The 11953-nt window shown below is 62.1% G+C and carries 11 protein-coding genes and 1 pseudogene; 7 read left to right on the forward strand and 5 right to left on the reverse strand.

Features of this window, described 5'->3' with window-relative positions; all coding sequences use genetic code 11:
- Positions 1–61: 61 nt before the first annotated feature.
- The 4 genes from ccoM to ACIQUF_RS21750 all read left to right on the forward strand — a co-directional run bounded on the left by ccoM (position 62) and on the right by ACIQUF_RS21750 (position 3421).
- Entirely contained in the window at positions 62–178 is a 117-nt protein-coding gene (ccoM, locus tag ACIQUF_RS21735) for a cytochrome c oxidase subunit CcoM (RefSeq protein ID WP_403135293.1), read from the forward strand.
- A gap of 180 nt (positions 179–358) precedes the next feature.
- Positions 359–2347, forward strand: a complete 1989-nt coding sequence (locus tag ACIQUF_RS21740) for an FUSC family protein (protein WP_403135296.1) — start codon at positions 359–361, stop codon at positions 2345–2347.
- A complete protein-coding gene (locus ACIQUF_RS21745; protein ID WP_400800557.1) occupies positions 2334–2540 on the forward strand; it encodes a DUF1656 domain-containing protein in 207 nt (68 codons plus the stop codon). The genes ACIQUF_RS21740 and ACIQUF_RS21745 overlap by 14 nt, the downstream gene beginning before the upstream one ends.
- A gap of 11 nt (positions 2541–2551) precedes the next feature.
- Positions 2552–3421 carry an efflux RND transporter periplasmic adaptor subunit gene (locus ACIQUF_RS21750; protein ID WP_403135298.1) on the forward strand — a complete coding sequence of 290 codons (870 nt, stop codon included), beginning with the start codon at positions 2552–2554 and terminating at the stop codon, positions 3419–3421.
- 18 nt (positions 3422–3439) lie between these two features.
- Here ACIQUF_RS21750 and ACIQUF_RS21755 read toward each other — a convergent pair whose 3' ends face one another.
- Positions 3440–4198, reverse strand: coding sequence for an SDR family NAD(P)-dependent oxidoreductase (locus ACIQUF_RS21755; protein WP_403135300.1), 759 nt, complete (start codon positions 4196–4198; stop codon positions 3440–3442).
- 112 nt (positions 4199–4310) lie between these two features.
- Between ACIQUF_RS21755 and ACIQUF_RS21760 the strand changes: the two genes are divergently transcribed.
- On the forward strand, positions 4311–5213 hold the full coding sequence (locus ACIQUF_RS21760) for a LysR family transcriptional regulator (protein ID WP_403135301.1): 903 nt from the start codon (positions 4311–4313) through the stop codon (positions 5211–5213).
- A gap of 114 nt (positions 5214–5327) precedes the next feature.
- Entirely contained in the window at positions 5328–5648 is a 321-nt protein-coding gene (locus tag ACIQUF_RS21765; RefSeq protein WP_403135304.1) for a DUF2025 family protein, read from the forward strand.
- A gap of 22 nt (positions 5649–5670) precedes the next feature.
- Here the strand turns inward: ACIQUF_RS21765 and ACIQUF_RS21770 are convergent, their stop codons facing one another.
- Both ACIQUF_RS21770 and ACIQUF_RS21775 read right to left on the reverse strand, forming a co-directional pair.
- Positions 5671–8256, reverse strand: a complete 2586-nt coding sequence (locus ACIQUF_RS21770) for an EAL domain-containing protein (protein WP_403135306.1) — start codon at positions 8254–8256, stop codon at positions 5671–5673.
- 56 nt (positions 8257–8312) lie between these two features.
- Complete coding sequence (locus ACIQUF_RS21775) at positions 8313–9386, reverse strand: diguanylate cyclase (RefSeq protein ID WP_403135337.1); 1074 nt, start codon at positions 9384–9386, stop codon at positions 8313–8315.
- Positions 9387–9515: 129 nt separating this feature from the next.
- Here ACIQUF_RS21775 and ACIQUF_RS21780 point away from each other — a divergent pair, with 129 nt between their 5' ends.
- The gene (locus ACIQUF_RS21780) at positions 9516–10610 is read left to right on the forward strand and encodes an MBL fold metallo-hydrolase (protein ID WP_403135308.1); all 1095 of its coding nucleotides are present in this window, start codon (positions 9516–9518) and stop codon (positions 10608–10610) included.
- Between the two features lie 3 nt (positions 10611–10613).
- On the opposite strand, the gene ACIQUF_RS21785 is transcribed toward ACIQUF_RS21780, so the two are convergent.
- Complete coding sequence (locus ACIQUF_RS21785; RefSeq protein ID WP_403135311.1) at positions 10614–11510, reverse strand: formate/nitrite transporter family protein; 897 nt, start codon at positions 11508–11510, stop codon at positions 10614–10616.
- A gap of 108 nt (positions 11511–11618) precedes the next feature.
- Positions 11619–11953 (reverse strand): annotated as a pseudogene (locus ACIQUF_RS21790) (hypothetical protein); the annotation flags it as partial.

Raw genomic sequence — 11953 nt, forward strand, 5'->3', positions numbered from 1 at the left:
TCCCCCCCGATTTCGTTACCTTGCATCCATCGGACAACGGCAAACGAAACGGGAGGCCAACATGTTCTTCGACAATGTGGTTATCGCGGGTGTGGTAACGGTCGGGTTGATGTTCGCGTTCTTTGCCGGTCTGGGCATTTTCATCTGGAGGGACTCGAACAAGCGCAAGCCGCGCTGACCTTCCAGGTTCATGGGCACGCAAGGCATTTAGGGCGACTTCGGTCGCCCATTTTTTTGTGTGCAAGAAAAAGCAGATCCGTTCTCATAAAGATGATTAGCTAGCTAATTATTTGTTCTCGCATTATCCTCCTTTCCGTTGTCTATCGTTTAACTGACCATCCCCCGCAAGGTCCGATTCGTGCCCATCACCCTCCAGGCCCTGTTCGCACCCAGCAGCCTCGCCCTGAAATTCGCCATCAAGACCCTGCTTGGTGGCGGGTTGGCGTTGTGGCTGGCCATGCGCTGGGGGCTGGAGCAGCCCGCCTGGGCATTGATGACTGCGTTCATCGTCGCCCAGCCGCTGTCGGGCATGGTGGTGCAAAAGGGGCTTGCGCGGCTGGCCGGCACACTGGTCGGCACCTGCATGTCGGTGCTGTTCATCGGCCTGTTCGCCCAGACCCCCTGGCTGTTCCTCATCACCCTGGCGTTGTGGCTGGCACTGTGCACGGCGGCCTCGACACAACTGCGCAGTGCCTGGGCCTATGCCTTCGTGCTGGCGGGATACACCGCGGCCATCATCGCCTTGCCGGCCATCGCCCACCCCCTGCAGGTGTTCGACCAGGCGGTGGCGCGCTGTACTGAAATCTGCCTGGGAATCTTCTGCGCCACCGCCACCAGCGCCTTGCTCTGGCCGATGCGTGTCGAGCAGCAACTCGCCGGCCAGGCGCGTCAGGCCTGGCAGAACGGCTTGCAGGCCGCCAGTGCGATGCTCGGGGGCGAGGACGAACAACGTAAAGGCCTGTTGGAGATCCTCGGGCGTATCGTCGCCATCGATACCCAGCGTGAACACGCCTGGTTCGAGGGGCCGCGCGGGCGTCAACGGGCCAGGGCCATTCGCGGGCTGAGCCAGAAACTGATGGTGCTGTTGCGCATATCGCGCTCGGTGCGGCGCCAGTGGCGCCAGCTCGATGAGCGCGAGGCCTTGCGCCTTGCCCCTTGGCTGGAAGAGGTTCGCGCCTCGCTGGCCAAGCCCGATCAGCCGAGCCTGCTGTTGTTGCGCCAGCGCATCTGGGACGCCGCCCAGGATGAGCAGATCAGCTCTGCCGAGCACTTCTGCCTGGCCCGCATGGCCTTGCTGCTGGACTACGCCATGGCCGCCACCCAGGCGCTGGATGATTTGGAGGCGGGCAGGGCGCCCAAAGATGTGGGCCAGGGCCTGGCAGCTCATCGCGACTGGTCGCTGGCGTTGTTGTTTGGCTCGCGCAGCGCACTGGCATTCCTGGCCATGAGTGGCTTCTGGCTGGCCACCGCCTGGCCGTCCGCGCCCGGTGGCCTGGTATTGACCTGTGTGGTGTGCAGCCTCTTCGCCAGCCGTGAAAACGGTGCACAGATCGGCCTCAGCTTTTTGCGCGGTATCTTCCTGGCGATCCCCGTGGCCTTGTTGGTCGGGCAGATTCTTCTGCCGCAGTGGAGCAGTTTTGCCATGCTCTGCCTGGGCATGGGCGTGCCCCTGTTTTTCGGCGCCCTGGGCATGGCCCACCCGCGCACAGGGGCCACGGCCACCTCCTATTGCCTGCATTTCATCGTCCTGGTGTCGCCGCTCAACGCCATGCAGTTCGGCGTGGCGACGTTGCTCAACAGTGCCCTGGCCATGCTGGTGGGCGTGGGTGCCGCGGTCATGGCGTTCCACCTGCTGGTGTTCCGTCACCCGCGTTGGCTTGGCCGGCGCCTGCGGGCTGCGACCCAGAGCGACCTGGTGCGCCTGACTCGACGCGATCTGCGCGGTGCCGACAGCTGGTTTGGCGGGCGCATGGCCGACCGTCTGATGCAACTGGCGCGACAGGCCAGTGAGCTGCCCGAGGCGGAGCGCAAACGCTGGGACGATGGCCTGCACGGGCTGGATATCGGTGATGAACTGGTGCATCTACGCATGTGCCTGGCCATCGCTCAGGCGCCATTGGACGCTGCCGAACGTGAATACCTGCAGCAAGTGGAATCGGTGTTGGCCAAGGGGCCGGCTGCCGGGCGTGGACATCGCCTGGATGCCGCCAGCGAGCAATTCATCGCCGCCCTCCAGCGCCAGCCGTCGAGTGATCCACTGCGCCTGGCCGAAGGGGCGGTGCTGCAGTTGCAGAAGAGCTGGAACAGATGGTGCCGCTGGCAGGAGGACGCCCATGGGGTTGCGTGAGTGGGCATTGGGCGGCGTGCTGCTCAGCCCTTTTCTGATCTACGTTTTGATGGCGCTGGTGCTCACCGGCCTGTTGCGCTTCGTGGTGCAGGCCACGCCGTTGGGGCGCTGGATCTGGCACGAAGCGCTGTTCGACGCGGCGTTGTTCGTTTGTGTGTTGTACCTGGTAGTCCGCCTGCTGGGGCCTTTGTAAGGAGTGATTGAATGCGTGCTGTCGTGCGTACCCTGGTGACCCTGTGCGTGGTCGCCATTGCCGTTCTGGCCGGCTACAAACTCTGGCAGTACTACATGCTCACGCCCTGGACGCGTGATGCACGGGTACGTGCCGATGTGGTGGTGATCGCGCCTGACGTGGCGGGCTGGGTGCGCGAACTCAAGGTGCAGGACAACCAGCAGGTCAAGGCCGGCGACCTGCTGATGAGCATCGATCGCGAACGCTTCCAGGCGGCGTTCGATCAAGCCAGCGCCGTGGCCGAAACACGTACCCAGCAGTTGCACTTGCGCGAGCGCGAAGCGGCACGGCGCACGGCGTTGGGGCCCGAGGCGATCAGTGCCGAACTGCGCGAAAACGCGCAGATCAATGCCGCTGTCGCCCGGGGTGAATTGCATGAGGCGCAAGCCCAGTTGCAGGTGGCGAAGATCAACCTGGCTCGCAGCGAAGTGCGCGCGCCGCGCAACGGGCACATCACCAACTTGCGCCTGGCCCAGGGCAACTACGTGAATGCCGGGGAGTCGGTGATGGCCCTGGTGGATGACTCCACGTTCTACATCCAGGCCTATTTCGAAGAGACCAAGCTGCCGCGCATACGCGTGGGCGACTCGGTGAAGGTCTGGCTGATGGGGGCGGGGGAGGCGATGCAGGGCCATGTAGAAAGCATCAGCCGAGGCATCACCGACAGCAACAGCAACCCGGACAGCCAGCTGTTGCCGGTGGTCGAGCCCACCTTCAACTGGGTGCGGCTGGCGCAACGGATACCCGTGCGGATCCGGCTGGACCACGTGCCGGAGGGCATGAACCTGAGTGCGGGGATGACTGCAAGTGTTCAGGTGCATGAGGATGCACCTGAACAGTGAAGCCGGGGATGCTGGATTTCAGAGGAACATCCCGCCTGACACTTCCAGGCGCTGGCCGGTAATCCAGCCATTGCCGTCCTCCAGCAGCAGGGCAATCGCCGCGCCGATATCATCCGGCAATCCCACCCGGCCCAAAGCCGTGTTGCCAGCAATGAAGTCATTGACCTGCTGGTTGTCGCGAACAACGCCGCCACCAAAATCAGTCTCGATCGCCCCCGGTGCCAGGATATTCACCCGGATGCCGCGCGCACCCAGCTCCTTGGCCTGATAGCGGGTCAGCACCTCCATTGCGCCTTTCATGGCCGCATAGGCGGCGTATCCCGGCAGCGCGAAGCGCGCCAGGCCGGAAGAGATATTGACGATACGCCCGCCATCGACCAGCAGCGGCAACATCCGCTGGGTCAGGAAGAATGGCCCCTTGAGCTGGATGTTCATCAGCTGGTCGAATTGCGCTTCGCTGGTTTCGCTGTAGGGCACGTTGAGGCCGATACCAGCGTTGTTCACCAGGAAATCGAAGCGCTCCCGGCCGAAGTGTTGCTGCAGGGTTTCGCTCAGGCGCTCGGCAAAGTTGGCAAAATTGCTACTGTCGCCGACGTCGAGCTGCAGCATGGCGGCTTTGGTTCCAGCTCGTTCCAGGCTTTCGACCACGGCCTGTGCTTCGTCAGCTTTGGAATGATAGGTGCCAATAACGTCGATACCGCGGGCGGCCAGATGTTCGGCGGCGTTACGGCCCAAGCCGCGGCTGGCGCCAGTGATCAAGGCGATTTTGCGAGTCATGTCGAATCCCTCATGGGTGGTGATGGGCACAGGTTATTGATCGTCGCGATGCTGTTAAATCCAGTAAAAATGGAAATACTGTTCGCTTGAGTCGAACAGTCTGGGGTGAGGGATGAATAAGCTGGAACTGCTGCGCACCTTCGTTCGGGTGAGTGAGGTCAGTAGCTTCACGATAGCCGCCGACAGCCTTGGCTTGCCGCGGTCGACCGTGTCGGAGCAGGTGAGGGCGTTGGAACAGCTGCTCGGCACGCGCCTGTTCAACCGCACCACGCGGCGCGTGCAAGCGACCCAGGATGGCGCCTTGTTGTACGAACGCAGCAAGGATTTGCTGTCGGGCATGGACGAAATCGAGAGCCTGTTCCGCGCCGACGATGCCGAGTTGGCCGGCTGCCTGCGCGTGGATATGCCGACGATGATGGCCCGGCGCGTGATCATCCCGGCCTTGCCGCAGTTTCTTCAGCGCTTTCCCAAGCTCGAGGTCGAGATCAGTTGCACTGACCGCCAGGTCGACTTGCTGCGTGAAGGTTTCGACTGCGTAATGCGCATCGGCGCACTTAACGACTTGGACGTGGTGGCCCGGCCGGTTGGGCAGTTGAGCATGCGCAATTGCGCCAGCCCCGCTTACTTGGCCCGCTACGGCGTGCCGCAAACCCTCGAAGACCTGGCCAGTCACCGGTTGGTCCACTATGTGCGCAACCTGGGCGCACGCAGTGCAGGGTTTGAATATCAACGCGAGGGGCGGCAGTGCTTTCAGGCCATGAACGGCGCGGTCACTGTGAATAACGCCGAGGCCTACTCGGCCGCCTGTCTGGCGGGCCTGGGGTTGATTCAAGTGCCAGCAGTTGGTGTGGCCGAGCACCTGGAGCGGGGCGAGCTGGTGGCGGTACTGCAGGGCTGGCCAGCCCCGGCGATGCCGGTGTCCTTGCTATACGCCCGTCAACGTCACGTGCCGCGCCGGGTCCAGGCATTCATGAACTGGCTGAGCGGCGTGCTCGCGTCGCAGGTCGACGCATAGGGTTGGTGGCAAATCGACGGGCATTTGCGCTACCCTGGCCCGACGCGTTGCCCACCAGAGGCGACCGTTGCCCGCCTGGCGTGCGTCACTTCCGTTCATTTGCGAGGTTACGTCATGGCCATCACATCCCAGGACATCTGCAACGCCGCCGACCAGCTCAAGGGTTTCGTCGGTTTTCATGGCAAGCGCGGGGTCCACATCGTGCGGTTTTCCGAGGACGCGTTCGGCATGGACGTGGCCGACGACAGCATCACCCCCTGCAGCGAATTCGTCTGGCGGCCCGATCAGGGCGCGCACATGGCTTTGTGCCGTGAGCGGCTGGCGCTGCTGCTGGAGCAGCATGTGGATGATCGGCTGAACATTGCCGAGGCATTACGCATCTACCTGCGGCGTGGTGATTTGCCGGAGATCGTTGCCGAGCGGTCTTTGCGCTGAAGCCTGTGTGCTCGGTACAGGCTCAGGACGCATCGGCACTGCGCCCTGGCCTGTTCTGCAACAATTGCTCAAACGCCTGCTTGTCCAACGGCCGGCTCAGGAAATAGCCCTGAACCTCATGGCAATTGTCCACTTCCAGTGCCTTGAGCTGCTGCTCGGTCTCGACCCCTTCCGCCGTCACGGTCAACCCCATTGCCTCGCCCAGGTTGATGATTGCCTGCACCACCGCGCGGTCACTGCTGCTGGGGTTGCCGAGCCCGGCGATGAAGCGTTTGTCGATCTTGATACTGTCGAACGGGTAGGTGCGCAGATAACCCAGTGACGAATAGCCGGTACCGAAATCATCCATGTTCAAGCGCACACCCAGTTCCTTCAGCGCTTGCATGGTGCCCAGGGCGCCTTCGATGTCGTTGAGCATGACGTTCTCGGTGATTTCCAGCTCCAGGCGCTGGGCCGGGAAGGTGCTTTCCTGCAGGATTTCGCGGACATCGGCCACCACGTCGCTGCGCAGGAACTGAGCGGGCGACAGGTTCACCGATACCAGCAGCTGCTCGGGCCAGCCCAGGGCGCTGCGGCAGACTTCGCGCAGCACCCAGCGGCCCAGAGTTACGATCAGGTCGCTCTGTTCGGCCAGGGGGATGAAGGTGTCCGGGCCGAGCAGGCCTTCCTGCGGGTGCTGCCAGCGCAGCAAGGCCTCGACCGAGACGATGCGCAAATCGCCCAGGCGATAGCGCGGCTGGTAGTACAACACGAACTCGTCGTTCCTCAGTGCCCGCCGCAGGTCGTTCTCCAGCTGGCGCCGGTACTGGATTTGCTGGTTCATCTCGGCGGCGAAGTAACGCCAGGTGTTCTTGCCGTCAGCCTTGGCCTGATACAGGGCGATATCGGCGCAGCGAATCAGCTCGCCGGCATCGAAGCCTTGGGTGCGGGTCTGGGCGATACCCACGCTGGCGCCCACATGCAGCGACTGGTCTTCGAAAAGTATGGGCTGCTGCAGCAGTTCGATCAGCCGTTTGCTGAGCCGGTCGATCTCGGTGCGGTTGTCCATGCCTTCAAGCACCAGGACGAATTCATCGCCGCCCAGGCGGGCGACCAGGTCACCGTCGCGGGTGGTATCGCGCAGGCGCGCGGCCACTTCCTGCAACACGGCATCGCCAGCGGCGTGGCCAAGGGAGTCGTTGATCGGCTTGAAGTTGTCCAGGTCAAGCAACAGCAAGGTCAGCGGCGGTGAGTCGCTGCCGCGCAGCAGGGCTTGCTCCAGGTGGCGGGCGAGCTTGTTGCGGTTGGCAAGCCCGGTCAGGGGGTCGTGCAGTGACAGGTGCTGGATGCGCGCATGGGCGGCGACCTCATCGGTGATGTCGCTGGCGGTGCCGCGAAAACCGGCGGGCTTGCCGTCATAGATGATCGCCCGAGCCGAAACCCTGCAATAGCGGTTCTGGCCGTTGTGGTCGCGATAGGCGCAGCGCAGGTTGGCCGGTTGTTCCGTGTCAGCCTCGGCCTGAGCATCCAGCCAGGGCGACAGGGGCGTCGTGTCACAACTGAGGAGCTGGTTGATCGGCTGCCCAAGCCAGTCCTCGACCTGATCGCCGGTGACCCGCACGAAACGTTGCGAGAGGTAAGTCAGCCGCTGTTGGCGATCGGTTTCCCAGATCCAGTCGGAGGCTGCCTCGGCCACGGCGCGAAAGCGTTGTTCGCTGGCCTCCAGGGCGTGGTTGCTCTGTTGCAGGTGTTGCAGGTTCAGGTCGATGGCGCGGGAACTGCGCAAGGCATGGCGGAACAGGTACAGCATCACCAGGCCCAGCACCAGCAATGCGCAGAGCAACGGCGGCAGCACGGCCCACAGCAGTTGCCGGCCCGGCAGCGGGCTGCTCCAGGCCAGGTGGTAACCGGTATCGCCCAGGGCAATCTGTTCATGACCGTGTTTGCCAGCCGAGTCCTTTTCGATGTGCATCTGCGCAAGACCAGCGCCTGCGCCCAGTCGAGCAAGCTTTGCTTCAGTGAGTTGATCGATGAACAGCATGACCGGCGCCTGGCTTACCTCCTCGGCTGTTACATCCCGGTCGGGGCGCACGGCGGCGGCACTGAGCACGGCCGGCCAGCCGTTGAACAATACAAAGCGTGTGATCTGTTCGCGTGCGCTGGCAACGCGCCGGGCTTCGGCGATGATCGCCGGCAAGGGGGCGTCGATAAAACTGCCAGCAACGGACTCGGTCGGGTTGCCCTTGAACAGGGCATAGGTGGTGCGCTGGTCGTCGACGACGAAAACGCCTTCGTAGCCGCTGGCGCTGTATAACGATTCGCCGACATTCTTTTCCTGGTAAGCCCACTGCCAGTCGACCTTGCCCAGCAGGTGCTCGTAGGCCGCATCCCACACGGCGTAGCTGGAGAGGAACTGCCGCGAAGCCTGCAAGCGTTGCTCCAGCGCCTGCTTGGCATGGAAGGCGCTGCGCTGCTGCTCCTGCTGATCCAGTGAAGCGGCGATATTGAACAGTGCACCCAATGTGACCAGGCATGCCAGGCCAAACACGGCACAAAAACCGCTGATCAATGGGCGGATGGGTAAGCGGGGGGTAGGGCTGACGGGCGTTAGGTTGGCGTTCCTGGCCATACTCAAGCGACTCCTTCATGAGCTGCCGCCCCCCGCCGGACAATCAGCGAGGAGATTCAGTCAGGATAGGCCAGCTTGAGCGCCGTAGCCTCGCCTTGGGCGAAATTGACCTGATCGCGACCGCGCCGCTTGGCGCTGTAGAGCGCCTTGTCGGCCTGGTCCAGCCAATGTTCGGGGGACTCCAGGCCCGGGTGGAAGGCCGACAAGCCGATACTCAGGCTGATCCGCAGGTGCGGCAGCTGCGGGTTGCGGTAACTGGCGACGCGCTCGCGCAGGCGCTCCATAGCCTGGCAAGCGTGTTCCTCGCTGGTGCTCGGCAGGATCACGCAGAACTCGTCGCCGCCGTAGCGTCCGGCCTGGTCGATGTCGCGCAGGTTGCGTTTGAGCTCAGCGCTCAACTGACGAAGTACGCAGTCGCCGACCACATGGCCAAACGTGTCATTGATGCTCTTGAAGTGGTCGATATCGATCAGGGCAATCACCGCCGGCGCCTGTTGCCGCTGGCAGGCCTGGAACTTCAACAGCAGCATGTCCTTCCAGGCTCCGTGGTTGAGAAGCCCGGTCAGGCTGTCGGTCTGGCTCAGGGCGCTGAGGCGGCGCTTGTGCTCGGCAAGCTTGATTGCCAGGCGGTAGCACACCCAGCCCAGGGCCAGGGGATATAGAGTCAGCAATGGCAGGCAGGCATAGATCTGCAGCGGCGTGGCATCCAATTGCAAGCCGGTGCCCAGCAACAGGCTGGCCAGCAGCATGCCGACCAATTGAGCCGCCAGCCCTTGGGCGACCATCCGCTTGCCCCCAGCGGCCACGTTGTTCATGGTCATCATCGACAGCACGGTGACGGTGGGCAGGGGGTTGAAGTGCATGGCAGCGGTCCAGAAACCGCCCATCAGCGAATCCAGCAGCAAATTGCGTTGCTCCGCCTGAAAGGGCGCCGCCGAACGCAGCGCCCACTGGTAGGCCACATGCGGCCAGAGCAGGCCGTTGAACAACAGTACACACCAGGCCCAGGTGGGCGGCGACAGCGGTGCGACGGCTGCGGCTACGCTCAAGAGGCCGATACCCAAGCCGAGGATGCGCGGCAGGTAGATGCGTTTGACGAAAGAAAGTCCCTTGCCGCTGCGGTTGTCCATCATGGTCGTCGTCTTCTGCTGTTGCGCCGTTTATCGCATAAAAAGCGTGAATATTGTTCAACAGACTGTCATCGACGAAAAATGACCTTACAAGCCAATTCACGGTTGGCGCGATCACTGTGGGGTAACATGAAAGCTTTCCTCGTGCTTGGAGTGCTGCTGCTCATGATGCCCATGGCTAACCCCGCCGGCGAGCCGGCGCCACAGCGGGACGGACGTTTTCACAACCAGGCCAGCCTGCCCCAGGATGGCGTGCTTAAAAAGCTGCGCATCGGCCTGAAATACCTGTTTTTGCGCAAACCGCCCGAAACACGGCCAACTGCGGCTATCAGCCTGCAGCCGATGACACGCCAGCAGGTCCTCGATGCCCCCGATCACAGCCTCTGGCGCCTGGGCCACTCCACGGTACTGCTCAAACTGCGCGGGCGCTTCTTCATTACCGACCCGGTGTTCTCCGAGCGCGCCTCGCCGGTGCAATGGGTCGGGCCACAGCGCTTCCATGCGCCGCCGCTGGCGCTGGATGAATTGCCGCCGCTGACAGCGGTCATTCTCTCCCACGATCACTTCGACCACCTCGACGAACAAGCCATCCGCTTCCTCGCGTCGCGCACGGAGCGTTTTCTGGCACCGCTGGGGGTGGGCGACCTGCTGATTGAATGGGGGGTGCCAGCGGAAAAGGTCACCCAACTGGACTGGTGGGAGGAAAGCGAAGTCGAGGGTGTGCGTTTCGTGGCCACGCCGGCCCAGCACTTTTCCGGGCGCGGGTTGTTCGACAGCAACCGCACATTATGGGCTTCGTGGGTGATCATGGATGAGCAGTTGCGGGTGTTCTTCAGCGGAGACACGGGCTACTTCGATGGCTTTCGTCAGATCGGTGAGCGTTATGGGCCGTTCGATCTGACCTTGATTGAAACTGGTGCCTACAACCTGGCCTGGCCCAATGTGCATATGCAGCCCGAGCAGAGTCTGCAAGCGCACCTAAATTTGCGAGGGCGCTGGATGCTGCCGATTCATAATGGCACCTTCGACCTGTCCATCCACGGCTGGCAAGAACCGTTTGAGCGCATCGTGGCTTTGGCGGCTGCGGCGCAAGTTCGGCTAAGCACACCTCAAATGGGCGAGCGGGTGAGCCTCGATTCGCCGCATGAGGGGCAGAACTGGTGGCAGCCACGGCCGGCCCGTGGGCGGGGTAGCGCGACTGAGCGTGCGGTGGCGGCGCGCTGACCCTTAGCGTTTTTCATCTCGTTGGCGAGGGGAGGGCTGTTTGTCTTCCTTTAATAGCTGCGAAGGTGGCTTGCCGCTGTCGCTGCGCACCTGGGCGTGGCTGATCAAGGCGAAGATGAAGCTGCCGCCGATGATGTTTCCGGCCAGAGTAGGCAGGGCGAACTCCAGCCAGAAGCTGCGCCAGGTTTCGTCTCCGGCCCAGACCAGGTAGGAAACCTCTACCGAACCGACGACGATATGCGTGAAGTCGCCGAGGGCCATCAGGTAGGTGATCATCAGGATGATCCAGATCTTGGCGTGCTCCATGGACGGGATCATCCATACCATGGTGGCGATCATCCAGCCCGAGATGATGCCTTTGGCGAACATCTGGCTGATGTCGTTCTTCATGACCTTGCGACCGATTTCGAGAAAAGCGACATCGGTCTTGCTGTCGAAGATCGGCAGTTCGAGCATGACCCAGGCCACCAGCAAGGTACCGGCCAAATTACCCAGCAGCACCACGCTCCACAGGCGTAACAGGCGCCCCAGATTGGCCAGCGTGGGTGTGGTCATGACGGGAAGCACCGCCGTCAGCGTGTTCTCTGTGAACAGTTGCTGGCGCGCCAGGATCACGGCAAGGAAACCAGCACTGTAGCCGATACTGGCAACCACCTGGGCACTGTCACCTTCCGGCAGGCGGGCATAGAAGAGCCCCATGGCCATTAATGAGAGGCCCATGGTGAGGCCTGCTGCAAGGGCGGACCACCACAGCGCCGCAAGGGTGCGCTCCAGTTCCTGATCGCCCTGGTAGCGAATGATTTCATGCAGTACCGCCGCCCGCGGTGGCTGGTTGTGGCTGACTTCCTTTTCTTCGTCCGCCGACAGGCCGGGGGTCTTTTCGCTTTGTGCCTCGCTCATGGCTGGTGCCTCCACGATCTATTTCTCTACAGAGCGACGACCCAAGCATTTAGTTGCCGAGCGGCAGCGAAATGCCGGATTTAAAGTTTTTTAGATCAAGGTGTTGACTCAAATTTCAAAGCGCGTATTATTCGCCTCCTCGCAGCGTTGAACGCGACGAGACAGCCGGTAAGTGTTTGAGGTTAAAGGCTTTTGAAAGAAAGCGGATTGTAAAAACTTCAAAATAAACGCTTGACAGGCTCTGAGGAAAGCGTAGAATGCGCGCCTCGGTTGAGATGAAAAGCTCTTAACCAAACGCTCTTTAACAAATTGAATCAAGCAATTCGTGTGGGTGCTTGTGAGTATGGGCTGATAGTCAAAAAGATTATCAGCATCACAAGTGGCCATGCGAGAAATCACATAGTCATTTGAGATTGCTGAGCCAAGTTTAGGGTTTCTTAAAA

Source organism: Pseudomonas sp. NPDC090233, from assembly GCF_044772285.1.
GTDB lineage: Bacteria > Pseudomonadota > Gammaproteobacteria > Pseudomonadales > Pseudomonadaceae > Aquipseudomonas.

What these genes read in the sequence shown, in the direction of transcription:
- ACIQUF_RS21785 (WP_403135311.1), bottom strand. Translation starts at nt 11,510, where the DNA reads ATGAGCGAGGCACAAAGCGAAAAGACCCCCGGCCTGTCGGCGGACGAA.
- ACIQUF_RS21750 (WP_403135298.1), top strand. Translation starts at nt 2,552, where the DNA reads ATGCGTGCTGTCGTGCGTACCCTGGTGACCCTGTGCGTGGTCGCCATT.
- ACIQUF_RS21755 (WP_403135300.1), bottom strand. Translation starts at nt 4,198, where the DNA reads ATGACTCGCAAAATCGCCTTGATCACTGGCGCCAGCCGCGGCTTGGGC.
- ccoM (WP_403135293.1), top strand. Translation starts at nt 62, where the DNA reads ATGTTCTTCGACAATGTGGTTATCGCGGGTGTGGTAACGGTCGGGTTG.
- ACIQUF_RS21770 (WP_403135306.1), bottom strand. Translation starts at nt 8,256, where the DNA reads ATGGCCAGGAACGCCAACCTAACGCCCGTCAGCCCTACCCCCCGCTTA.
- ACIQUF_RS21780 (WP_403135308.1), top strand. Translation starts at nt 9,516, where the DNA reads ATGAAAGCTTTCCTCGTGCTTGGAGTGCTGCTGCTCATGATGCCCATG.
- ACIQUF_RS21745 (WP_400800557.1), top strand. Translation starts at nt 2,334, where the DNA reads ATGGGGTTGCGTGAGTGGGCATTGGGCGGCGTGCTGCTCAGCCCTTTT.
- ACIQUF_RS21760 (WP_403135301.1), top strand. Translation starts at nt 4,311, where the DNA reads ATGAATAAGCTGGAACTGCTGCGCACCTTCGTTCGGGTGAGTGAGGTC.
- ACIQUF_RS21775 (WP_403135337.1), bottom strand. Translation starts at nt 9,386, where the DNA reads ATGGACAACCGCAGCGGCAAGGGACTTTCTTTCGTCAAACGCATCTAC.
- ACIQUF_RS21765 (WP_403135304.1), top strand. Translation starts at nt 5,328, where the DNA reads ATGGCCATCACATCCCAGGACATCTGCAACGCCGCCGACCAGCTCAAG.